The following is a 22,700-nucleotide window of genomic DNA, read 5'->3' on the forward strand; positions in this document are numbered from 1 at the left end:
TCCCGGCTGCTCAGCCGTCCGAGGTGACCGGGTTCTCGATCAGTGTGACCCGATTGCCGTCGGGGTCCCGGACGGCGGCGAACCTCACGTTCCGGGAACCCGGCTGGACCGGCCCGGCGGTGATGCCGCGATCGGCGAGGTCCGACAGCGCTCGGTCCAGGTCGTCCACCACCAGGTTCAGCAGGGACGCCCCCGCGTGTTCCGGCGACACGTACACCTGGATCCAGCCGGACGGGGCGACGTGCCAGTCGGCGAGCCCCGCCATCGGCCTCGCGTCGGCCGGCCTGCCCAGAAGCCGCTCGTACCAGGCCACCGCGGGTTCCATGTCGCTCACCGGGGCGACCGCGAGCACATGAGTGAAGGACATGCTGCGACCTTTCGCTACGAGTCGGACCCGTACGCCTGTGCCGACCGGGTACGGAACGCATCGCCCCGCCCGCCGGGGCCCCGCCTAGTTGAGCCGGCTGACGGAGCGGGCGTGCTCCCACATGCCGTGCAGTTGTGCCAGGGGACGCTGCTGCTCGCCGTGCAGGGCGTTGAGGACCACCAGGCAGCCGGTCAGAGCCGGGACCGTCCACTGCGCGCACGCCAGGTGACGCCGGGCCTTGTCGATGTCGACGGGATGGCGCGCGGCCTTCTCGCTGTCCTCGACGGCGGGGGAGGACGCCAGCTCGAGTTTCTTGCCGAGGACGCGGGCGTAGGCCGTCGCCGCCAGGGCCGCCGCGGTGACCGCCGTCTTGGCCGTGGTTGAGGCGGCCACGCCCTTCTGAGAGGTGACCCGGTGGGCGTTCGCGACCAGCAGTCCACCCCCGCCGAACAGGTGCGCGCCGATCGCCGCGGCATTGACCGGAACCCACCTCGCCCATCCCACCGAGGCGATCCGGGCTCGGGCGGCGACCGTGGGGCCCTCGTTCTCCGCGGCGCCGTTCAGGCCGATCGCGCCCATCAGGGAGCCCCCGAACCATGCCGCCAGGCCTACGTCGTGCAGGCTGCGGATGACGGTGTTGCGTCCGGACATTGACAGTGCTCCTTCGCCCAGAGGGGTCACGGGCCGGCAGGACGCCGCGCCCCTCCCACCCTCGCCGTGACCCGCCCCTGCCGCGATCGCGGTTAGCCCGGACGAGGCGGGCAGCACGATAAGCCTCGACCCACGTGGTGGCGACCCGCTACTGACCTTCCACCGGGAAGGAGGGTGATTCGCGGGACTTTCACTCGATCGCGTAGATCGAACGACCATATGACTATGGGGCTCCTCGTGACCGATTAGCTTGCGTGCTCGGTCGGCCCGGCAAGGCCGTGCCGTGGTGAGGCGGGACAGGGGAGGTTCTCGGGGATGACGGACGGGTCTTCGGTTCAGGGCGGAGGAATGTCGCGGCGCAGGCTGCTCGCGTCGTCGGCCGCCGCGAGTGGCGCGGTCTGGCTGTTGCGCGGGGTGATCCGGCCGGGCAGCGCCTACGCGGACGCGCCGTCGCCGGCCGGCTTCCCGGCCGGACTCGACGTGTATCGGCGCGTCTACGAGAACTGGGCCGGCGAGATCCGCGCCGATCGGCTGTGGACGTGCGCGCCGCGCACCCCGCAGGACGTGCTCGACGTCGTGAACTGGGCCCACGGCGCGGGCTGGACGGTACGCGGGCAGGGCAAGCGGCATGGCTGGGCTCCGCTCACCGTGGCCGACGGCACGCCCGCCGCGGCCCGGGTCGTCCTGCTGGACACCACGGCACACCTCACCGGGATGTCGCTGGAACGCGAGGACGCCGACGGGTCGGCCCTGTACCGGGTCCAGACCGGAGCCCTGCTGGAGAGCGTCCTCGCGTTCGCCGGAGCGCACGGACACGGGGTCGTCTCCGCGCCGGCACCCGGGGAGTTGTCGGTCGGCGGTGCGCTGGCCATCGGCGCACACGGTACGGCCGTCCCCGCCACCGGCGAGAACCCGTTGCCCGGGCAGGGGTACGGCTCGCTGAGCAACCTGGTCACGGAGCTGACCGCGGTCGTCTGGGACGACGGCGCCGGCCGGTACGTCCTGCGGACGGTCGGACGGGCCGAGCCCGACTGCGACGCGCTCCTGACCCACCTCGGCCGTTCACTCGTCACCGAGGCCGTGCTGCGGACGGGCCCGGACCAGAACCTGCGCTGCCGGTCCTACCTGGACATCCCCGCCACCGAACTCTTCGCCGCCCCCGGTGCCCCGGCGGGCACCCGCACACTGGCCGGCTTCGTGGACAGGACCGGCCGGGCGGAGGCGATCTGGTTCGCGTTCACGGACAAGCCCTGGCTGAAGGTCTGGAGCGTCGCCCCCGACCGGCCGTTCGCCGCCCGAGCGGTCGACACGCCGTACAACTACCCCTTCTCGGACTCGCTTCCCGAGCCGGTGGCCCGGCTCGCCGGAGCCCTGGTCTCGGGAGCCTGGGCGAGCGCCCCGCTCTTCGGGCAGCTCCAGTACCTGCTGGCCAAGGTCGCGCTGACCGGCGACATCACCGATGTCCTGCTGTCGGGGACCCTCGTGCGGGACGTGCTGACCGGCGACGTGCTCACCCACCTGCTGGCGGGCGGGCTGCGCTCGGACCTGTGGGGCGCCTCCCGCAACCTGCTGGAGTACGTACGGCCCACCACCCTGCGCGAGACGGCCAACGGCTATGCCGTCCTCACCCGCCGCGCCGATCTGCAGTGGGTGGTCAGCCGGTTCGCCGACTTCTACCGCACACTGCTCGCCGAGTACGCGGCACGCGGCGAATACCCGGTCAACGGCCAGGTGGAGATCCGGGTGACCGGCCTGGAGGACCCCTCCGTGTGCGGCGTGCCCGGCGCCCGGCCTCCGCTGCTGTCCGCCCTGCGGCCTCGTCCGGACCGGCCGGACGTCGACACCGCCGTGTGGATCGACGTCCTCTCCCTGCCGGCCACTCCGGCCCTGCACCGCTTCTACCGGGACATCGAGCAGTTCCTGCTGGCCATGGACGGGGAGCGGGCGACGGTTCGTGTCGAGTGGTCCAAGGGCTGGGCCTACACCGACACCGCCGCGTGGTCCGACCCGGACGTCCTCACGCGCGCCGTCCCCGCCGCCCTGCGCGCCGGGGGTGGCCCCGGCTGGGACGAGGCGGTCGCGACCCTGGACCGGCTCGACCCCCACCGCGTGATCTCCAGCCCGTTCCTCGACGCGCTGCTGCGCTGAGCAGACGAGCCCCACCCGGGAGGCGGCCCTCGGATCACCCGACCGCGCAGAGGGCCGCGCCCCGTACGGACACGACCAGCTGCCAGCTCACCTACGGCGACCGGGGCAAGGTCCTGCGCGGCGGGGGTCTCATCCTCGACGACCTCATCGAGCCGCGTCACGAACGGAGAGCGTCCGACGGCTACAACGGAACCGACCATCCGACTGGGATCACCGCCGGCCGGCGGAACTGCTCCGGGCGACCCACAAGCCGTGAGTTCCGCCGCGCCGAGACGTGGAGGGATCCCCTCGCCGGGCAGGCCCTAGCCCAGCGTGAGCATCGCCTCAGTGATCTCGCCGACCGCCGCGTCGGGGATCGCGGTGGCGGCCTCCTCGAGGACGAGCAGCCGGGCCCCGGGGATCTCGCGCGCGATCGCCTCACCGTTGCCGACGGGGAAGAAGCGGTCGCGGCGGCCGTGGACGACGAGGGTGGGGATCTCGATCTCGGGCAGTCGTTCGCGCCAGCGGGGCCCGCAGTCGAGCTTGGAGAACACCATGCCCAGCTGGTTGGCCAGCTGGACCGGGGGTGCGGTGCCGGGCGTACGGTCCCAGACGCGCGCCGCGACCGCGCGCGCGGCCACGGGGTCGTCGCCGCGAATCTCCGCTCCGGCGGCGGCGAACTCCGCCACCGCCTCGCGGTCGGTCCAGTCGGGCATCGGGCGCGCGAACAGCCGGCGCATCGTCGCACGGTCGTGGTCGGGGAGGTCGTCGTCGGCCGGGCCGGGAGCGACCGCACGGGTGCCGACCAGGGTGAGCGCCGAGAACGAGCCCGGATGGTCGAGCACGGCCACCTGGGCGACCATCCCGCCGACACCGATTCCCGCGAGGTGCGCGGGGCCCCCGCCGAGCACGTCGACGAGGGCCGCCGCGTCGGCGGCGAGGCTCCGCAGGGTGTAGGCGGGCGACTCCGGATCGGTCGTCGTCGACTCCCCGCTGTCGCGCAGGTCGTAGCGCACCACACGGCGCCCGCCGGCGGCGAGGCGCTCGCACAGCGCGTCGGGCCAGGAGAGCATCGTCGTCCCGCCCGCGAGCAGGACGAGCGGGGCGTCGTCGTCACCGAACGACTGGACTCCCAAGGCGATCTCATCGATGTGGACAGTGGTCATCGGTTCCCCCGGAGACGTCGAAAGCCAGGTGCCTCGCGGTCGACGGTGCGCACACACGCCGTTGCCGCAGGACCTCGCCGTCGGTGCGATCCGTCGTCCGGGCCGGCGCCGGGACGCCCGGGGACGGAACCGTCGGGAGGGACGGCGAGGTGAGTGGGAATGCGAGTCATGCCAGGGCAGACCGGATCCGACGCCCGAACTCATCGCTCGCGGTGGACCGCGCGGCAGATGTGACCCGCGGACGGTGGGGTCCGGCGAGGAAGCCCGCGCCCACGCCGGCGATCCCGCCCGCGCGGCCCCGGGCGGCCGTGGCGGGGTCCAGTGCTTCCCGGGACGCGAGGCACCTGGTGCCGCCGGTGAGCTTGATCTACCTTCCGAGACGATCCACGATCCATGGCTCGGACCCTTGCGGTCACGAGCCGGGCTCGTCGGTACGTCTTCCCGAGGATCTGCGAGGAACGGTTCCATGACCATGCAGCCCTGGTTCACCGAGGCCAAACTGGGCATCTTCGTGCACTACGGCATCTACGCGGTCGAGGGAGTGCCCGAATCCTGGGCCTTCTTCGACTCCGTCATGCCGCACGACCAGTACATGCGCCAGCTCGACGGCTTCACCGCCGCCGCGTTCGACGCCGGAGCCTGGGCACGGCTCTTCTCCCGCGCCGGCGCCGGCTACGCCGTTCTGACGGCCCGGCACCACGACGGAGTGGCCCTGTGGGACACGGGGTTCGGCGATCTCAGCGTGGTCCGGCGCACACCGGCGGGCCGGGACCTGGTCGCCGAGTACGTGAGCGCGATGCGCCGAGAGGGCCTGAAAGCCGGTCTCTACTACTCGCACTCGGACTGGAACCACCCTGACTACGCCACCGTGCGGCACCCCCGGCCGCCGCACCCCGAGCTGGTCGACAGCCCCTACGTCTCCCCGGCCCCGGGAGCCGAGGACCCGCGCGCCTGGAACCGCTACCTCGACTACCGGGACGGTCAGGTGCGCGAACTGATCACTCGGTTCGGGCCGGACCTGCTCTGGTTCGACGGCGAGTGGGAACGCTCCGCGGAACAATGGCGGATGTCCGAACTGGCCCGGACGATCCGCGACCTGTCGCCGGACACCCTGTGCAATGCCCGACTGCTCGGCCACGGCGACTACGCCACCCCCGAGCAAGGACTGCCCATGTCCGCCCCGGGCATCCCCTGGGAGCTGTGCCTGACGGTGAACGACTCGTGGGGCTACCGGCCGCAGGACGGCAACCACAAGACGGTGGGACAACTGGTGCGGTACTTCGCGGAGACGATCGGCATGGGCGGCAACCTGCTCCTCGGCGTCGGCCCGCGGGCGGACGGCACCGTCCCCGCGGAGCAGGCCCGGCGGCTCGAAGGGCTCGGCGACTGGATACGGCGCCACTCGGCGGCCGTTCACGGCAGCGTCGCCGGACTGCCGCCGGGGCACCACTACGGGCCGAGCACCCTGTCCCCGGACCGTCGCACGCTCCACCTCGTCTGCCTCGATCCGCCGAGCGAGACGGTCTCCGTGCGCGGACTGCGCAACGCGGTACGCCGGGTCAGCGTGCTGGGGACCGGGACGGAACTCGCCCACCGGGTCACCGGCGGCCTGCACGACGTCCCCGGCGTGTTGTGGATCGACGCGCCCCCGCAGGCCGACATCGCCCCGCACGGCACCGTCCTCACCGTCGAACTCGACGGAGAACTGGAGCTGTACACCGGGCGCGGCCGCGACTGAGTGAGGGAGAGAGCAGTGGGTGTCACCGAGCCGTGGGCAGCATCCGCCGGCGCCCCGGCGAGGACACGCTCACTCGTCCCGAGCCGGGCCCGCCCGCTGCCCCCGCCCGGTCCCTCGCCTCCCTGGACCGGGTCACGCCGGTTGTGCCTGCACCACGGCCGGGGCGGCCGGCTGCGGGCGGGTGCGCAGTCGCACGGTCAGCGCGCTCACCCAGCCGGCCAGAACGCCGAAGACGAGCGCGGCGGACACCCCTGAGCCCAGAGAGACGTAGTACAGCAGCGGCCCGGCGGTGCTGCCCTGGTAGGAGAGCAGTGAGGACCACATCTCACTCACCTCGACCCCGAGGGTGGTGGCGGCGACGGCGCCGAGCGCGTAGGCCGGGTAGGTCACGCGGTCGAGCAGGACGGGCAGCAGTCGCAGCCCCCACCAGACCAGGACGAGCAGCGCCACGTCGCCGAGCCGGTACAGCAGCCAGCGTCCGGTGTCGGAGCCGGTGGGCATGGCCCAGGCGCCGAGCTGGACCCACTGCCGCAGCAGGTCACCCGGCTCGGACAGGCGTCCTCCGCCGCCGAACCCGGTCTGGATGCGGCCGGCGACCCGGTCGTTGGAGAGCACGACGAGGGCGAGGGCCACCACGGTGGTGCCCAGGGTCGCGGCAAGCCGTGCGGTGGCCGCGGTCGGCACGACCGGGCGCGGTGGTGACACGTCCTCGCGCCGCAGCAGGGACATGAGGCCGGTGACCGCCGCGGCGGCCACCAGGGCGGCGCCCACCGGCAGTTCGCGGCCCTGCGACATGGCGCTCGCGAGACGCGGCAGCAGCCGGAAGGCCGCCGAGCCGCCGGAAGCGACCATCCAGGGCGCCGAGACAGTCACCGCGAGCATGGCCGCGGTGATGCCCCAGCCCCACAGGGCCGCCACACACACCGCGGCACGTCTGGCGCCGGGGCCCGAGAGCCGGCGCAACAGCGGCAGGGCGCCACAGGGGTAGAGCAGGACGAGTGCGGCGTAGCGCACCCGCATGGCGGTCTCTCGCAATGCCGCGTAGTCCGCGCCGTGACCGACCGCACCGGCGGGATCGGCGAACTGGGCCGAGGTCGGGGCATCGGTCGACCAGGGCATCGTCCACGCCACCAGGCGGTTCGCCTGGTCGGGGCCGAAGAAGCGCGTGGCGCCGGGCAGACCGAGTGCATGGGCACTGGAGCCCGCCCACCAGAGTAGCCCAGCCATCAACAGCGCCCCGAAGAGCGCTGGTCCGAGCACACGCCGATACGTCATTCGTTCGTCCCCACCCTTTGCCCGCCCGTGCGGGTTCCGCATCCGCCGTCCGCGGAAGCACGACGACGGGCGACAGATGTACCAGACATCGACAACGCGGTCACGTTCGTGCGCAGAATCTGAGTACGCGTACTCAGATGCCCGCCCAGCTGCGAGACACCTCCGTGATCAAGCGAGGCTCGGCCCGCTAGGGTCGGAGGTATGACGCCATCCCTTGCCGGCAGTGCCTTCGACTCGCTCCGCCTCGACGCCGTACCCGACCGGGAGGCGCTGCGCCGGGCCTACGAGCTTCCCAAGGACGCGGCACTGCGCAAGCAGATGAAGGAACTCACGGACCAGACACGACGGTTGATCGGCTGCTCGTCACTGGTCCTGGTGGCCAGCGCGGACCCCGAAGGCAACTGCGACGTCTCCCCGCGCGGCGGTCCCGCCGGCTTCGTCAGCGTCCTGGACGCGCGGACGGTGGCGATACCGGACGCGACCGGCAACAAGCGCCTGGACACCCTGCAGAACGTCATCGCCACCGGGCGGGCCGGGTTGTTGTTCGTCATCCCGGGGCGCACCACGACGCTCAGGGTGAACGGCCGGGCCTGCGTCTCCACCCGTCCCGAACTGCTCTCGCAGCTGACAGCCGTGGGCAAGCCGCCGGCCAGTGCGCTGGTCGTGGGGATCGAAGAGGTCTACCCGCACTGCCCCAAGTCGCTGATGCGAAGCGGGGCGTGGAAGCCGGAGCAGTGGCTGCCGGCGGACGCGCAGCCGACCTCGGCCGAGGTGACTCTGGCCCAGCTGCGGATGCCGGAGCTGACGATCGCCGACATCGAGCAGGCGGAGGCGGACTCCCTGAAGTACCGGTACGAGTAAGAGGCGGGCGGGCGCGGCCCGTCAGGCCGGCGGCCCCGGACGCTGACCGGCGCCGACCGCCGGATCGCCCTCAACCTCGGGCTCACCGCTGACGCGGCCGTGACCGTGTGGCTGGCCACCACGCTATGACCCGTCGCCGCACGAGCCCCACCGGCCGGACCTCACCCACGGCGGCGGGGCCCTGGCCACCGGGGCGACAGGCCCGTCACGTCAGACGCGGACCCCGAACATGAACGGCCCGCCGATCGTGTCCATCGACTCGTACCGGACGACCGTCCCGCTGCGAGGTGCGTGCAGGATCTGGCCGTTGCCGGCGTAAAGGCCGACATGGTGCAGGTCGTTGAAGAAGAACACCAGGTCGCCGACCTGCAGCTCGCTCCGTGTGAGGCGGGACCCGATGCCCGACTGGGCCTCGGAGGTGCGCGGGATGTGGACGTCGGCCTGGGCGTAGGCCCAGGAGGTGAGGCCTGAGCAGTCGTACGAGGAGGGGCCGGTGCCGCCGCGGATGTAGGGCTTGCCGAGCTGGCTCTGGGCGGCGGCGAACGCGGCGCCGGCCCGGCCGGACGCGGGGGAGTGGTGGCCGGTGTTCACCTGCTCGGCGGAGGCCCGGCCGGCGCGCTGCTCCTCGGCGGCGAGTTCCGCCTTCTCCTTCGCCGTCAGGGTGTTGAGCAGCTTCTGCGCCTCGGCGAGCTTGCCCTGGACTTCCTGCTTCCTCTCGCCCAGCTCGGTGCGGGTGGCGGTGAGGTCCTTCAGCTTCTCGGCGGCCTCGGCTCGTTCCTGGGCGAGTGTGCGCTGCTTGTCCTGGATCTTCTTCAGGGCTTCGACCTGCTGGCTGCTCAACTGGTCGAGCGTGGACGCCTTGTCGAGGAACTCGTCCGGGTCCGACGAGAGGAGGAGCTGCATCGAAGGGTCGATGCCGCCGGAGCGGTACTGGGCGGCTGCCAGTGAACCCAGCCCGTCCCGCATCGTGTTCAGATCCTGCTGGCCGCGGGCGACGCTGTCCTGGAGGGCGGAGACCTCCGCCTGCAGCTTCCGCTGCTTCTCGCTCGCCCCGTTGTACTTCTCCGTGGCCTGTTCCGCCTGCACGTAGAGCTTGTCGACCTTCGCCTTGACCTCGTCCTTGCCGAGCTTCTGACCGGGGGCGGCGTCGGCGGCGTTCGCACTCAGGGCGACGGCAGCGGCGGCCGCCGTGGTCAGCACGGTGGTGCGCGTGCGGCTCGGTTGCTTGGGGCGACGATGGGACGTCACGGATCGGACTCCTGTTCCTTGGGCCACTGGCCGATGCGTCGGTGGCCTGAGCGGGGGACGCGGTCGGTGAAGGGACAAGGGGAACGAGTGTTCCCCCGCCGCGGGGAAGTGGATCACGGGCACGCGGGGGTGCACCATGCAGAACCACCGGCAGAAGTAGCCCCACGCGGATCTTGCCGCCGTTGCCTGCATCCGACCCCGGCGAACACAGCGGGATACCCGGAACCGAGCAGCGCTCCGCCTGCGCCTCGGTACTGTGACGTCGCATGACCGACACCGAGATCGAGATCACCGCAGACCTGGTCCGTGAGCTGCTTCAGGAGCAACATCCAGACCTCGCCGGGCTGCCCGTCCGGGAAGTCGCGGGCGGCTGGGGCAACCAGATGTGGCGCCTCGGCGACGAGTTGGCCGTGCGCATGCAGCGCATGGACCCCACCCCGGAGCTCCAGCTCAAGGAGCGGCGGTGGCTCCCCGTGCTCGCCCCGCACCTGCCTCTCCCGGTGCCGACCCCGGTGCGGTTCGGCGAGCCGTCCGAGCGCTTCCCCAAGCACTGGACCGTGATGACGTGGGTGCCCGGCGAGCCGCTGGACCACGGCTCGATCAGCCGCGGCGCACACGCGGCCGACACGCTGGCCGGCTTCCTCCGGGCGCTCCACGTGGAGGCGCCCGCCGAGGCACCGATCGCCACGGACAGAGGCGCCCATCCCAAGGACTGCACGGACGGCTTCGACAGCTTCGTCAAGGCTGTTGCCCCCGACGGCATCGTCGCCGACATCCGGGCCGTCTGGGACGACGCGGTCGCGGCCCGCGCGTGGGAGGGCCCGCCGGTGTGGGTGCACGGCGACCTCCATCCCGCGAACGTCGTCGTCCTGGACGGAACGCTCTCGGGCATCGTCGACTTCGGTGACCTGTTCGCCGGCGACCCGGCGTGGGACCTCGCCGCGGCATGGGTGCTGCTGCCCGCGGGCACGGCCTCACGGTTCTTCGACACGTACGCGCACGCGGACGAGGCGGCGATCCGACGCGCCCGCGGACTGGCCGCTATGAAGAGCCTCTTCCTGATGCTCATGGGACACAACGGAGACCGGGGTCTTCCCGGCGGCAAGCAGCACTGGGGACCAGTAGGCCGGGCGGCACTCGATCGTGTCCTGAGGGGTGCGTGACGCCGGCGGGTGATCGGCGGGGGAGGGGCGTCAACGGACCGACCGGCGCGTGAGCGCGGGCGGCACCCTCCGAAGGCGGCACGGCCCTGCGAGGTCCCGGCACTGTCGCCCGGACCGCAGGCTCCCCGGGATGACGGCACGGCTGGATCTCACCGGCCACCGATCACCGGCGACCCGCGGGCAGGGCCCTCACGTCACGAGGCGCAGGGACGCCGCAGCGATCCCCACCCGTACGCTCTGCCCCCAGGTCAGGTCCAGGGCGTCGGTCTCCATTCCGTCCCCGAAGGCCACCATGCGGTCCGACTCCACGGTCAGCCGCAGCGTCTGTCCCCGCTCCAGTTCCCCGGAGACCCTGGACGTGCCGGTCGCCGGTGACGGCCACGCCTCGCGCACGAACCACAGCAGTCGCCGATCGCGTGGCGCGGGCATGGTCACGGTGGCACCGCGCTCCAGCCACAAGGAGCGGAGCCAGCCGGTGGCGCCGGTGCCGGTGCCGACGAGGACCCCGGAGGAGGCCTGGGCCTCGCCCGGGTCCGTCCCGCTGCCGGTGCCCAGGCGGTAACGGGACGTTTGATGACCGGGCGGCCCCAGGTAGATCTCGTTCAGCGCCAGGAGGCGCTGGGTGTCGTCGGCGACCGCCTCGACCATGGTCAGCTCCTCCACCCCGTCCCCGTGCCCGCCCCGGGCCGCGGTCGCGGCACGCAGCAGGTTTGCGGCGTCGGCGCAGCGATGACGCACCAGGACCCCCGGATTGCGCCCTGGATCGGTGTCGATGCCCACGACCGGCTGCCCGGTGAGGTACTTCGCCGTGTTGGCGACCAGGCCGTCCTGGCCGACGACGACCACCACGTCCTCCGGGGCGAACAGGAAGCGGTCCAGGTCCGCCCGCTCGACCCTGGAGCTGCGCCAGGTCAGCGGCACCGCCGACGCCACTTCCCGCAGCGCCCGCTGGGTGGCGTCGTGACGGCGGGCCACCTCGTCGATCGAGCGGCCGCGGCTGGAGAGGAAGAACGCGGCCTGCCCGTGCGTCCCGTGCCGGGCGAGCAGTTCCTCGTACTCGGTCCTGCGGTGCACGAGCACCACCCGCGGGGCCAGGCTCACGCGTCCGCCCGGCCTTCCGGCCTCCCGATCCTGGCCAGGAGCCCGGTGAGCACGTCGGGGGAGAGGGTGATGCTCTCGATCCGCGGCAGGTTCTCCGCCAGCCGGGTCGTCGCCAGGGCGTGCAGCGTGGCCGGATCGACCTCGCCGTGCACCCGCAGCCAGGCGGCCTGGGCCTCGGCGCGTGCCGCGCCCGTCGCGCGTGCGGCCTCGGCCTCCGCGCGGGCCAGGCGGACCTGGCGGGCCGCCTCGGCCTCGGTCCGTACGCCGTCCGCCGCTGCCTTCTCCTCCGCCTCACGCCGCGTGTTGGTGCCGCGCTGGTCGACCAACTGCTCCTCGCGTCGTGCCAGTTCGATCTGACTGGCCAGCTCGTTCTCGGCGATGGCACGCTCGCGCTCGACCGCGACGGCCCTCCGCTCGTAGGTGGCCCGGTCCGCCTCCTGCTGGATCTGCTCGCGGGCCGGGGTCCGCAGGGCGCGCTCCACCTCCGCCTCGGGTCGGATCGCCACGACGCGCACGGCGACCACGTCGATGCCGGTGGCCGGCAGGCGGGGCTCGTCGGCGAGACCGGCGGCGACCCGTTCCCGAACGGAGGCGACACCGTCCATCAGCGCGACGGCCAGCGGGGTGCGGGCCAGCACGTCCAACGTGTGCTGCTGCGCGGTCTCGGTCAAGAGAGTGGCGATCTGCTCCAGGGGGGTGCCGCGCCACCTCCCGCTGTCCGGGTCCACGGAGAAGTCCAGCCGGTTCGCCGCCTCGGCCGGGTCACTGATCCGGTAGGTGACCGTGGCCTGCACAGTGACGTCCTGGAAGTCGGCCGTACGGGCGTGGAACGCCATGGCCAGCTCCCGGTCGTCGACCGGCACTTCGGACAGCGCCGCCGACAGCGACCGGTACCAGAAGCTGAGCCCTCGGCCGTCGTGAACGAGCCGGCCGCGCTTGTGGTGGCGAATGTGGGCGGTGGGCGCGGAACGCAGATGGCGCCATCCGAAGCGCCGGGTGATGTCGGCCATGGCAGACCCCCTCGATCTCGTCAGTGCGACGATAACCGGAGGCCGGGATATCGTCAACCAGACGAGAAAAGTCGGTGGCCGGGCGGGTGGGATCGTTGAGTGGGCCAATGGACCCACCTGCGGTCCTATGACAGCAACGACGAACTTCGCCGCTCTGGCAGGCTTTCTGCGCGCCTACAACCACCACCGCGGCCACGGCAAACCCGGCGCCCAGTCACCCCGGCTCGACCCACCGGTAGCGTGTCACGGGCGTCGGTTCCTCGATCACGGTTCACGTCGCGGACATGGTGACGCCGGGGATCTCTGTCACCGACGGCACCAACCGCAGTGGCGCCAACGGCGTCCGGGTCCTCGACGTCGCCCCTCGTCCGACAACGTGGCGGTGCGCCCGGCGCAGTGACGCCTTGGCCCGCGGCGTCGGCGTCCGCTCACCCGGCGCCCGTGGCCACCACGGGCGCCGCCGTGCTGCCGCGGACCACCAGATGGGTGGCCAGTTCGACGCGGGGCAGGTTCACGTCCTCGCCGTCGACGAGCCGCAGAAGGGTGTTCGCCGCCATGGCGGCCATCTCCTGCAGCGGCTGCCTGACCGTTGTCAGCGCCGGATCGCTCCACCGGGTCACCGGCACGTCGTCGAAACCGACCACACTGACGTCGTCCGGAACGCGCAGCCCGCGCTCGCGCAGTGCCGTGTAGGCGCCAAAGGCCTGCAGGTCGCTGGCGGCGAACACGGCGGTGGGCGAGGGACGGCCGACACGATCCGCGTCGTCGAGCAGCGCGGCCATCTCGGTGCGGCCGGACGGATCGTTGAACTCGCCGTATCTCACCGCCCCGTCAGGTACGGGCAGTCCGGCAGCCTCCATGGCGGCGTGGAAGCCGTCCGCGCGGGCGCGGCTGCACAGCAGCTGGCGCGGACCGGCGAGGTGGGCGATGCGGCGGTGCCCGAGTCCGATGAGGTGCTCGGTCGCCGCGATGGCGCCGGCCCAGTTGGTGGCGCCGATCGTCGGTACGGTCGGATCGACGTTGCCGACGGGGTCGACCAGGACGAAGGGGATACCCAGGGCGCCCAGTTTCGTGCGCTGGCGCGGTGTGAGGTCGGAGACGACGAGGATGGCGCCGTCCGAGCGGCGGGCGGCGAGCTGGTCGAGCCAGGCGTTGGTGCCGGCGGTGCTGCCGTGCGCGGCGGAGAGCATCATGCTGACGCCCTCGTCGCGCAGGGCCTCCTCGGCGCCGCGGATGATCTCGATGGACCACAGGCTGTCGAGCTCGTTGAGTACGAGGTCGACGACGCCGCCGCGGCGTCTGGCCCGGCGCGGCTGGTAGTGGTGGCGGGCCATGATCTGCCGGATGCGGTCGCGGGTCGCGGTCGAGACGTCGGCGCGTCCGTTGAGCACCTTCGAGACGGTGGCCGTGGAGACACCGGCCTCGGCGGCGATGGTACTGATGGTCACCTTCGCCGCTGGTCGTGAACTCATGTGCCGTCCGTTTCCCGTTCGCTGTTCTCGCCGCCCACGCGCGCTGCGGGCTCTCGTCCGAAGACTACGACGCCGTGGCCGCGGAGCGGAGGGCGAGGCCGCCCGTGGCCGCGGCACATCGCCGTACTCACGTTCCGCTCCCGTCGTCCGCCCGGTACTCGAGTCCGGTGAAGTCGGCGGGACGTCCGTCGCCGGTGAGGTCCTGGGCGCAGACCCCGACGAAGGCTCCGGTGAAGCCCCAGCTGTCGTAGTGACCGTCGCCGTCGCCCACGGTCGCGTACTCGTCCGACAGCCGGGTCACGTCCAGCCGGGGCCCGAGCCGCCGCCACCGCCGGTCGGCCGCGTCCCACCAGGCGAAGGCACCCGTGCCGCCCGCACAGGTGAGGCGCAGCCGCACCGGGACGTCCTCGGGCACGGACACGGGGGCGACCGGCTCGGTGTAGCGACCTCGGTCGCAGGTCGCCAGGCGCAGGACCCGGCCCTGCTCCTCGTCGCGGGTGAGGTGGGCGTAGTGCCACAGCCGGGTGTTGTAAAGGTGGACCACGCCCGCCATCTGCCGTGGGGAGGTGGGGGCGAAGGACACCTCCGTCTCGAAGGAGAAGTCGGTGTGCTGCTGACGACGGGCCACGAGGCTCTGACGGTGCCGTGAGGACAGCGATTCGGCCCCGCGCAGACGCACGCCGCCCTGCGGAACGGGAGAGAGCCAGGACGGATCGGGGTAGCGGCGCAGAGTCATCCATTCCGGGGGAAGGACCCCGTCGTGTGCCGCCGGCTCCCGCACGGCGGGGGTACTGAAGCGGGGAGCCGGCACCCGCAGGGCGGGGCGACCGTCACCGCTGTCCCCCGAGACGCGGGGCCAGCCGTCCGCGGTCCAGTGCACGCGTTGCAAGGCGGTCTCCCGCCCGAGCACACAGGCGCCCCGAGGCGTGAGGGGGCGGGCGGTCAGGTGGGCGAGGTACCACTCGCCGCCAGGGGTGTCGACCAGACTGGCGTGGCCGGCCTTCTGGAGTTTCAGGCGGTCGTCGCCGTAGGAGGTGAGCAGTGGACCGGCGGGGTCGGGGACGTAGGGTCCGGTCACCTCGCGGGAGCGGGCGACGGTGACGGCGTGCTCCCAGGACGTGCCGCCCTCCGCGGTGACCAGGTAGTACCAGCCGTCACGACGGTAGAGGTGCGGTCCTTCGGTCCGGCCGAGCGCGGTGCCCGTGAAGATCCGCTGCACCGGCCCCCGCACGGCGCGGGCCGTCCGGTCCCACTCCTGGAGGAGGATGCCGGCGAAGGGTTGGCGGCCGGTCCGGTGGTCCCAGTCCAGCCAGAGGTACCAGCTGCGTCCGCTGCCCCCGGGCCCCGTGTCGTGGAAGAGGGAGGGGTCGAAGCCGTGGCCCGGCAGGGGCACCGGGTCGGACCATGGGCCCGTGACGGAGGGCGCGGTGACCACGTGGTTGCGTACGTCCTTGAACGCGCCGGTCAGACTGGTCACGTTGGAGTAGACCAGGTGGAACAAGCCGTCCGCCCAGGACAGACACGGGGCCCAGACACCCCCTGAGTCGGGTGTGCCGGTGAGGTCCAGCAGCCGTTCCTCGGTGAGCGCTCCACCCAGCGGGCGCCAGTTCACCAGGTCCCGCGAGTGGTGCAGGGTGACGCCGGGAAGCCACTCGAAGGTCGAGGTGGCGAGGTAGTAGTCCAGGCCTGTCCGCAGCAGGGATGGATCGGGATGGAAGCCGGTCAGGACGGGATTGCGGATCGCCGGCGTGGAAGGCTCTTCACGGGCAGGGGCGTTGTTGCCGGTCGTGGGGACGGCGGCGGTCATCGGGTCCTCGTGTCTCGGTGGCGGTGGGAGGCGTGGGCGAGGCGCGGCTTCAGCCCTTGACGGCGCCGGCCATGACACCGGAGACGATGCGCCGGGCCAGCACGGCGAACAGCGCCAGGACGGGCAGGACGGACACGACCACACCGGCGAGCATCAGGGTGAAGTCGGTGTAGTAGCCGGCCGCGAGTTGGTTGAGGGCGATCTGAACGGTGCCGTTCTCCGGAGGCAGCGCGATCAGCGGCCAGAAGTAGTCGTTCCAGGCGAACATGAAGGTGAACATGCCGAGCACGGCGGCGGTGGAGCGCACGGCGGGCCAGGCGACGTACCAGAAGGTGCGCAGCTGCCCGGCGCCGTCCATGCGGGCAGCCTCGATGAGTTCGTCGGGGACGTTCTCCTCCATGGCCTGCCGCATCCAGAACACGCCGACGGCGGACACCAGGGAGGGCACGATCAGAGAGCTGAGCTTGCCGTACAGGCCCATGTCGGTGACCAGCAGGTACAGCGGGATGATGCCCAGCTGGGTCGGCACCATCACGGTGGCGACGACCACCACGAGCAGCGCGTTGCGGCCGGGGAAGCGGAGCTTGGCGAAGGCGTAGCCGGCCAGGGAGGACAGCAGCACGTTGCTGACGGCCGTGGTGCCGGCGACGGTGAAGGAGTTGCCGAGCGCCTGCCAGAAATCGACGGTGTCGAAAACCCGCTGGATGTTCCCGATCAGATGGCCGCCCGGCACCAGCGACGGGGTCGAGCCGCCGAGCACGGAGTTATCACTGTGCGAGGCGACGACGACCGTCCAGTAAAGGGGGAAGACGGAGGCGAGGACGACGGCGGCCAGCAGTGCGTAGGCCAGGGGCCCGGCCGTGTCGTGATGGCGGGGGCCCCGGGCGCGCCGCCGGGCGGCGGTGACGGGTCGGGGCGGTTCGTCGTGGTGCCCGGCGGCGGCCGGGGGTGCGGCTGTGGGCGTGGTCGGTGCCACGAGCGGGCTCCTTTCGATGAGGCCGGTCGGTCAGCGGTCGGAGCCGCTCAGGCGCCTGGTGAGGGAGAAGTTGAGGGCGGCCACCAGGGCGATGACGAGGAACAGCACCCAGGAGATGGCGGAGGCGTAGCCGGCGTCGTTGTTGATGAAGCCGTACTTGTAGAGCATCAGCGTCAGCGTCTGGAACTGGTGCTCGGTGCCGCCCTCGGCGTTGGCCTGGGAGTCGAAGAGCAGCGGCTCGGCGAAGAGCTGGAGCCCGCCGATGGTCGAGATGACGACGGTGAACAGCAGGGTCGGCCGGATGGCGGGCAGGGTGATCCGCCGGAAGGTCAGAAAGCGGCTGGCGCCGTCGACCATGGCCGACTCGTACAGCTCGCGCGGCACGGCCTGCATGGCGGCTAGGTAGATCAGCGCGTTGTAGCCGGTCCAGCGCCACATCACCATGAAACTGATCGCCAGGTGCGAACTCCAGCTTTCCGCGGTCCAGTCGACCGGGTCGCTGATCAGACCCAGGTGCTCCAGCACCCAGTTGACGACACCGAAGTCCCGGCCGAACAACTGCGAGAAGACCAACGCGACGGCGACCACCGACACGTACTGCGGCACCAGCACCAGCGCCCGCCAGGTGGTGCGGGCGCGCAGCCGGCGGTCCAGCAGCCAGGCCACGCCCAGCGCGAGGATCAGCTGCGGCACCGTGGAGAGCAGGAAGATGCTGAAGGTGTTGAAGGTCGCTGTGTAGAAGTCCGAGTCGGCGAACAGGTCCCGGAAGTTGTCGAGCCCGGCGAAGCCGCCGTTGCCGGACAGCCGGTCCCAGTCGTGCAGGGAGACCCAGAATGTGTAGATCAGGGGGTACAGGCCGAAGACGCCGAAGACGACGAAGAACGGCGCGACGAAGCTGTAGGGGGCGAACAGGCCCCTGCGGCGCTTCGGTTTCGGGGTGGCGAGGGCGTGCCCGGCACCGGTGGTGTCGACCGCCATGGCGTCCTCCTGGCAGGAAGGTCGGGGGGTGGAGCGGGTGCCGCCCGCCGGACGGACGGCACCCCGGGTGCGTGGTGCGGCGCGCGGGCCGCTGGTCAGTGCTTCAGGTTCTTCTCGGCCTCGGAGAGCGCCTTGTCCCAGGCCTCGTCGGGTGACGCCTTGCCCTGCTCCACGAGCTGGAGGGCGCTGCCGAAGGGCAGCCGCACCTGCTGGTCCTTGGTGCCGCGGAAGCTGGGCTTGAGGTCCTTGGCGGAGGCGGCGAAGATCTGCCCGGTGGGGGCGCTGTTGAAGTACTCCTTGCAGGTCCCCTGCACGGCCGGGTCGGAGAGCGCCGAGGTGATCGAGGGCAGCGAACCGGTCGGCCCGGTGAAGATCTTCTTCTCCGAGTCGGCGGAGGTCAGGAAGGCGGCCAGCTCGGCGGCCTCCTTGGCGTGCTTGCTCTGCTTGGGCACGGTCAGGAACGAACCGCCCCAGTTGCCGCCGCCCCCGGGCACGGCCGCGATGTCCCACTTGCCCGCGCCGTCCTCGCCGGCCGCGGTCTGGATCAGACCGGTCAGCCACGCCGGGCAGGTGATGGTGGCCATCCGGCCCTGCTTGATACCGGCGTTCCACTGCTGGCTGAAGGGCACCAAGTTCGCGGACTGGCCGTCGGCCGCCGCCTTCGCCGTGGTCGAGAACGCCGTCTTCACCGCCGGGTTGCTGTCGGCTATGTAGGAGTCGCTCCGGTCGAAGAACCCGTACTCGGTCTGGTTCATCATCGCGCTGAACACATTGCCCGCGGCGTCGAACCAGGCGTGGTCCTTCACCTTGCCGCGGAAGGTCTCGCCGGTCTTGAAATACGCGTCCCAGGTCGGCCAGAGCTTGGCGACGGCCTCGCGGTCGGTCGGCAGGCCGGCCTGGGCGAACAGGTCCTTGCGGTAGCAGATCGCGAGCCCGCCGACGTCGGTGCCGTACCCCATGACGAACGTGCCGTCGTCCGCGGTGCCCTGGGCCCACTTGTACGGCAGGTACTCGTCCTTGCGGTCGGCGCCGCCGAAGTCGGCGAGGTTGACGAACTTGTCCTTCACCTCGCGGAACTTGGGCAGGTACCCCTCCTCGATCGCCACCACGTCGGCGGCGCCGCTGCCCGAGGACAGCTGCGTCGACAAGCTGTTGTGGTGCTGGTCGAGCTGCGAGACCCGCTCCTTGACGACCACGTCCGGGTGCGTCTTCTGGTACTCGGCGAACAGCGGCTCGTAGCCGAAGTCGCTGAACGTGGCGACGGTGAGCGTGGTCTTGCCGGCGGCGGAGTCCGAGCCGGACGAGCAGGCGGCCAGCGAAACCAGGGTGGCGAGACCGGCCGCCGCGGCGAGCGTGCGGCGCAGGCGTGAGGAGCCCATGCGGGACCTCCAGAGGAGAGGATGACGGAACGACGAGGGACGCCTGCCGCGCGAGGAGAGGGCCACAGGGGTCACGCGGAGGCGGGGCGCCGGACGGTGCCCGGCGCTTCGATGAGACAACTTGCCGTCGAGCGAAACTATCTGTCAATAGTTACGTTGAAGTTTCGTCAAGCATGGCAGGACGGTTGTCGACGCGCCCGGACACCCCCGTGATTCCCGTGCCCGGTGAACGGGTTGCGCGCAGGTCGAGGAGGTTACGAGCACGTGTCCGCCACCTGCTTCTTCGACCGAAACTTACGCGACTCGTTGACGTAACAAGCGAACGTCTCCACGATGCCGGGCAATACATCCGCACGGCAGCAAGGAGATTCCGCATGAGCACCCTGCGAAGACGAGCCGTCGCCGCACTCGCCGGCCTCGCCGCGGTGGCCGCCCTGGGCTCGGTCGGCCTCACCTCGGGAACCGCCCAGGCCGCCGTCACGGCCCGCAACCTGCCGGCCGACGGCAAGGTGATGGCGATCATGGGGCAGGACAGCGACACCCTCGCCGCCTACAAGCGCGACGTCATGGACAACCCGGGCCTCAACGCCCCGACGCCCGGCGGCGTCACCCTCTACACCAACCTGGTCCTCGGCGGCAGCCCCGAGCCGCTCGCCGGCATGAACAGCCCCGCCAACTGGGGCTCCGGCACCGTGGACTTCGCGGGCACCCTCGCCCAGTACCCGAACTCCGCCCTGGCCGTCGGCCTCTACCTCTCCGACGCCACCAGCGGCTGCAACAACCAGCCGCTGCGCGCGATCGTCGGGACGAACGACAGCGACGTCACGGCCGGCAACCCCAGCCTGATCAGCCAGTACCGCACCAAGGTCGACCAGATGGTCACCACGCTCAAGAGCTATGACCGCCAGGTCTTCCTGCGCATCGGCTACGAGTTCGACGGCCCCTGGAACTGCTACAGCGCCGACTACTACAAGAAGGCGTTCGCCTACATCAAGGGCCGCATCGACGCGCTCGGCGCCACGAAGGTCGCCACCGTCTGGCAGACGGCCGCATGGCCCCTCGACAGCAACCCCGACCACCCCGAGTGGAACTACATCGTCACCGACCCGAAGCACTACGACACCTGGTATCCCGGTGACAGGTACGTCGACTGGGTCGGCCTGTCCGCCTTCTACGGCACCGGCTCGGTCGGCACCCAGTGGGGATGCAGCACCTACGACACCTCACCGACCGGACTGCAGAACCGCGTCCTCGACTTCGCCCGCGCCCACGGCAAGCCGGCGATGATCGCCGAGGCCTCGCCTCAGGGGTACGACAACGGGGCGCACACCAAGAGCTGCATCATGCGCAAGAACCCGACGGCCACGAGCGCGGACACCATCTGGAACGAGTGGTACAAGCCGTACTTCTCGTGGATCAACGCCAACCGCGACGTCATCCGCGCCGCCGCCTACATCAACACCGACTGGGACGGCCAGACCCAATGGCAGTGCGCCGACGGCGCCGCGGCCGGCGGACCCGGCTGCGCCAACGGCTACTGGGGCGACGCCCGCATCCAGGCCGACCCGACCGTCCGCGACCGCTTCCTCGCCGAACTGCGCGGCGGACAGTGGGTGAACGGCACCGGTCAGAACCCCGGCACGCCCACCCCCACCCCGACGCCGACCGACCCCACGCCCACCGAGCCGCCCCAGCAGGGTGACTACACCCAGGGTGTCACCCCCGGCTCCCAGCCCGTGATCTGGTTCAAGCCGTCCAAGGCCGCCACCTTCGTCACCGTCCACTACCGCGTCAACGGCGGCGCCGAGCAGAACTACTTCCTCGGCTGGAACGCCGCGAACAACCGCTGGGAGAAGCCCGTCACCCTGCGCTCCGGGGACACGGTGACGTACACCTTCGACTACCAGCCGACCACCCAGACGGCGCAGACCACCACCGGCAGCTTCACCTACCGGACCCCCTGACCCTCCACCCCACCGGGGCCCGCGACCTCCGCAGGCCCCGTAGTCAGGAGCACCCATGCACCCCCACGCATCCCCGCACGCCAGGAGAGACCGCGGCCCGGTCCCGTCGGTCATCGCCGCGCTCGTTGTCGCCCTGCTGGCGGCCGTCCTGCCGTTCGGCACCGCCCACGCGGCCTCCGCCGACACCGGCGGCGCCCGGGCACAGGCGGCGACCACGCGCACCCTGCTCATCGGCCAGTCCACCAAGACGGCCTGGGACGACTACACGTCCTTCGCCGACGCCCCAGCCGGCGGCTCGGTCTACTACGAGGTCGCATCCGGGGACTGGGTCGGCCCCGGCCACGCCGCCTACGCCCGCTTCCTCGCCGACCGCGGCGACACCGTACAGATCGGCATCAGCTGGAAGGACAACCCGCCCGGCTTCCCAGGCGGCGACGGCAACGCCAAGGCCGCCCGCTCCCGGCAGGTCACCCAGGAACTCGCCGACGGCCTCTGGGCCGACCGCTTCACCCGTCTGACCGACTTCATCGACACCCACCCCAGGGCCACGTTCCTGCTCCGCCTCGACTACGAGGTCTCCAGCCACTACCACTGCACCGACGCCACCTGCTCCTCGTACAAGGGCGCCTTCGCCCGCATCCGCTCGCTCATCGATGACCGCACCCATCAGGACAACGTCCGCTTCGTCTTCCACCCGGTGCGCGGCGAGTACGAGGCGCTCTACCCGGGCGACGCGGTCACCGACGAGATCGGTGTCTCCGTCTTCGCCCACGAGCTGTGCATGCCGATCCACGACTCCAACGGCTACCTCTACAACGGCACCCCGCCCGACAACTACGACGTCGGTGCCCTCCAGTGCCGCAACGCCTCCATAGGCACCGATACCCATGGCAACCCGGCAGCCGTCTGGAAGAACTGGGACTACGACGGCAACGTCCTGAAGATGATGAAGTTCGCCAAGGACCACGGCAAGAAGATGGTCGTCTCCGAGAGCGGACTGATGAACCTCACCGCGGACGGCGCCGACACCGCCGGCCTGGAACCGGTGCGCGGAGCCGAGTGGACCCGGCGTCTGTTCGGCCTGCTCGACTACCGAGGCCCCATCCCCAACCTGCCGGGCACCTACGACCTGTCCGACGTCATCACCACCGTCACCTACATCAACCTCGACTTCCGCTACGGCTGGGACGGCATCGACGACGGGAGCTTCGACTTCCCGCCGAACTCGACCTGGTTCGCCGACGGCAGGCTCTCCCGCTACACCGACGCCCGCACGGCGTTCTGCCAGGGCCTGGCCCAGCGCGGCTTCACCACCGGATGCCGGGCCTGACCCGCACCACGGGCGGCAGCCCCGGCGGAAGGCTCCTCGCCTCCCGCCGGGGCCGCCCGGTCCTGCCGGTGTCCTCGGTGCCGTGCC

Annotated in this window: 18 protein-coding genes; 6 read left to right on the forward strand and 12 right to left on the reverse strand. The window is 71.5% G+C overall.

Annotation, left to right across the window (positions count from 1 at the left end):
- Nucleotides 1-10: 10 nt before the first annotated feature.
- A complete protein-coding gene (locus ACGF3H_RS18150) occupies nt 11-367 on the reverse strand; it encodes a VOC family protein (RefSeq protein ID WP_362495168.1) in 357 nt (118 codons plus the stop codon).
- Between the two features lie 84 nt (nt 368-451).
- Nucleotides 452-1,018: a hypothetical protein gene (locus ACGF3H_RS18155; RefSeq protein WP_362495165.1), complete on the reverse strand. Its 567-nt coding sequence runs from the start codon at nt 1,016-1,018 to the stop codon at nt 452-454.
- A gap of 348 nt (nt 1,019-1,366) precedes the next feature.
- Between ACGF3H_RS18155 and ACGF3H_RS18160 the strand changes: the two genes are divergently transcribed.
- Nucleotides 1,367-3,166, forward strand: coding sequence for a cholesterol oxidase substrate-binding domain-containing protein (locus tag ACGF3H_RS18160; protein WP_362495162.1), 1,800 nt, complete (start codon nt 1,367-1,369; stop codon nt 3,164-3,166).
- A gap of 302 nt (nt 3,167-3,468) precedes the next feature.
- Here ACGF3H_RS18160 and ACGF3H_RS18165 read toward each other — a convergent pair whose 3' ends face one another.
- Nucleotides 3,469-4,311, reverse strand: coding sequence for an alpha/beta hydrolase (locus ACGF3H_RS18165; RefSeq protein ID WP_362495159.1), 843 nt, complete (start codon nt 4,309-4,311; stop codon nt 3,469-3,471).
- 466 nt (nt 4,312-4,777) lie between these two features.
- On the opposite strand from ACGF3H_RS18165, the gene ACGF3H_RS18170 reads away from it, so the two are divergent.
- A complete protein-coding gene (locus ACGF3H_RS18170; RefSeq protein WP_362495156.1) occupies nt 4,778-6,049 on the forward strand; it encodes an alpha-L-fucosidase in 1,272 nt (423 codons plus the stop codon).
- Between the two features lie 132 nt (nt 6,050-6,181).
- On the opposite strand, the gene ACGF3H_RS18175 is transcribed toward ACGF3H_RS18170, so the two are convergent.
- Nucleotides 6,182-7,276: a hypothetical protein gene (locus ACGF3H_RS18175; RefSeq protein WP_362495155.1), complete on the reverse strand. Its 1,095-nt coding sequence runs from the start codon at nt 7,274-7,276 to the stop codon at nt 6,182-6,184.
- A 249-nt stretch (nt 7,277-7,525) separates the two neighbouring features.
- On the opposite strand from ACGF3H_RS18175, the gene ACGF3H_RS18180 reads away from it, so the two are divergent.
- Entirely contained in the window at nt 7,526-8,185 is a 660-nt protein-coding gene (locus tag ACGF3H_RS18180) for an MSMEG_1061 family FMN-dependent PPOX-type flavoprotein (protein ID WP_362495152.1), read from the forward strand.
- A gap of 210 nt (nt 8,186-8,395) precedes the next feature.
- Here ACGF3H_RS18180 and ACGF3H_RS18185 read toward each other — a convergent pair whose 3' ends face one another.
- Nucleotides 8,396-9,433: an NlpC/P60 family protein gene (locus ACGF3H_RS18185; RefSeq protein ID WP_362495150.1), complete on the reverse strand. Its 1,038-nt coding sequence runs from the start codon at nt 9,431-9,433 to the stop codon at nt 8,396-8,398.
- 266 nt (nt 9,434-9,699) lie between these two features.
- Between ACGF3H_RS18185 and ACGF3H_RS18190 the strand changes: the two genes are divergently transcribed.
- The gene (locus ACGF3H_RS18190) at nt 9,700-10,596 is read left to right on the forward strand and encodes an aminoglycoside phosphotransferase family protein (RefSeq protein ID WP_362495147.1); all 897 of its coding nucleotides are present in this window, start codon (nt 9,700-9,702) and stop codon (nt 10,594-10,596) included.
- A gap of 189 nt (nt 10,597-10,785) precedes the next feature.
- Here ACGF3H_RS18190 and ACGF3H_RS18195 read toward each other — a convergent pair whose 3' ends face one another.
- From ACGF3H_RS18195 to ACGF3H_RS18225, 7 genes are all read right to left on the reverse strand, one after another.
- The gene (locus ACGF3H_RS18195) at nt 10,786-11,697 is read right to left on the reverse strand and encodes a hypothetical protein (protein WP_362495145.1); all 912 of its coding nucleotides are present in this window, start codon (nt 11,695-11,697) and stop codon (nt 10,786-10,788) included.
- A complete protein-coding gene (locus tag ACGF3H_RS18200) occupies nt 11,694-12,707 on the reverse strand; it encodes an SPFH domain-containing protein (RefSeq protein ID WP_362495142.1) in 1,014 nt (337 codons plus the stop codon). The genes ACGF3H_RS18195 and ACGF3H_RS18200 overlap by 4 nt, the downstream gene beginning before the upstream one ends.
- A gap of 428 nt (nt 12,708-13,135) precedes the next feature.
- Entirely contained in the window at nt 13,136-14,179 is a 1,044-nt protein-coding gene (locus tag ACGF3H_RS18205; protein ID WP_362495140.1) for a LacI family DNA-binding transcriptional regulator, read from the reverse strand.
- A 127-nt stretch (nt 14,180-14,306) separates the two neighbouring features.
- Nucleotides 14,307-15,986, reverse strand: coding sequence for a glycoside hydrolase family 43 protein (locus ACGF3H_RS18210; RefSeq protein WP_362495139.1), 1,680 nt, complete (start codon nt 15,984-15,986; stop codon nt 14,307-14,309).
- A gap of 49 nt (nt 15,987-16,035) precedes the next feature.
- A complete protein-coding gene (locus tag ACGF3H_RS18215) occupies nt 16,036-16,962 on the reverse strand; it encodes a carbohydrate ABC transporter permease (protein WP_362495136.1) in 927 nt (308 codons plus the stop codon).
- Between the two features lie 30 nt (nt 16,963-16,992).
- Nucleotides 16,993-17,940 (reverse strand): sugar ABC transporter permease, encoded by a 948-nt coding sequence (locus ACGF3H_RS18220; RefSeq protein WP_362495134.1) that lies wholly within the window; start codon nt 17,938-17,940, stop codon nt 16,993-16,995.
- 95 nt (nt 17,941-18,035) lie between these two features.
- A complete protein-coding gene (locus ACGF3H_RS18225) occupies nt 18,036-19,319 on the reverse strand; it encodes an ABC transporter substrate-binding protein (RefSeq protein WP_362495132.1) in 1,284 nt (427 codons plus the stop codon).
- A gap of 374 nt (nt 19,320-19,693) precedes the next feature.
- On the opposite strand from ACGF3H_RS18225, the gene ACGF3H_RS18230 reads away from it, so the two are divergent.
- A complete protein-coding gene (locus ACGF3H_RS18230) occupies nt 19,694-21,283 on the forward strand; it encodes an endo-1,3-beta-xylanase (RefSeq protein ID WP_362495129.1) in 1,590 nt (529 codons plus the stop codon).
- 55 nt (nt 21,284-21,338) lie between these two features.
- On the forward strand, nt 21,339-22,613 hold the full coding sequence (locus ACGF3H_RS18235; RefSeq protein ID WP_362495126.1) for a hypothetical protein: 1,275 nt from the start codon (nt 21,339-21,341) through the stop codon (nt 22,611-22,613).
- Nucleotides 22,614-22,700 lie beyond the last annotated feature (87 nt).

Origin of the sequence: Streptomyces sp. NPDC048185, assembly GCF_043202495.1 — a bacterium.
Lineage (GTDB): Bacteria > Actinomycetota > Actinomycetes > Streptomycetales > Streptomycetaceae > Streptomyces.

Coding starts and splice junctions, on each gene's coding strand:
- ACGF3H_RS18220 (WP_362495134.1), bottom strand. CDS start 17,940: ATGGCGGTCGACACCACCGGTGCCGGGCACGCCCTCGCCACCCCGAAA.
- ACGF3H_RS18170 (WP_362495156.1), top strand. CDS start 4,778: ATGACCATGCAGCCCTGGTTCACCGAGGCCAAACTGGGCATCTTCGTG.
- ACGF3H_RS18190 (WP_362495147.1), top strand. CDS start 9,700: ATGACCGACACCGAGATCGAGATCACCGCAGACCTGGTCCGTGAGCTG.
- ACGF3H_RS18165 (WP_362495159.1), bottom strand. CDS start 4,311: ATGACCACTGTCCACATCGATGAGATCGCCTTGGGAGTCCAGTCGTTC.
- ACGF3H_RS18205 (WP_362495140.1), bottom strand. CDS start 14,179: ATGAGTTCACGACCAGCGGCGAAGGTGACCATCAGTACCATCGCCGCC.
- ACGF3H_RS18155 (WP_362495165.1), bottom strand. CDS start 1,018: ATGTCCGGACGCAACACCGTCATCCGCAGCCTGCACGACGTAGGCCTG.
- ACGF3H_RS18180 (WP_362495152.1), top strand. CDS start 7,526: ATGACGCCATCCCTTGCCGGCAGTGCCTTCGACTCGCTCCGCCTCGAC.
- ACGF3H_RS18210 (WP_362495139.1), bottom strand. CDS start 15,986: ATGACCGCCGCCGTCCCCACGACCGGCAACAACGCCCCTGCCCGTGAA.
- ACGF3H_RS18200 (WP_362495142.1), bottom strand. CDS start 12,707: ATGGCCGACATCACCCGGCGCTTCGGATGGCGCCATCTGCGTTCCGCG.
- ACGF3H_RS18230 (WP_362495129.1), top strand. CDS start 19,694: ATGAGCACCCTGCGAAGACGAGCCGTCGCCGCACTCGCCGGCCTCGCC.
- ACGF3H_RS18160 (WP_362495162.1), top strand. CDS start 1,367: ATGTCGCGGCGCAGGCTGCTCGCGTCGTCGGCCGCCGCGAGTGGCGCG.
- ACGF3H_RS18225 (WP_362495132.1), bottom strand. CDS start 19,319: ATGGGCTCCTCACGCCTGCGCCGCACGCTCGCCGCGGCGGCCGGTCTC.
- ACGF3H_RS18235 (WP_362495126.1), top strand. CDS start 21,339: ATGCACCCCCACGCATCCCCGCACGCCAGGAGAGACCGCGGCCCGGTC.
- ACGF3H_RS18175 (WP_362495155.1), bottom strand. CDS start 7,276: ATGGCTGGGCTACTCTGGTGGGCGGGCTCCAGTGCCCATGCACTCGGT.
- ACGF3H_RS18150 (WP_362495168.1), bottom strand. CDS start 367: ATGTCCTTCACTCATGTGCTCGCGGTCGCCCCGGTGAGCGACATGGAA.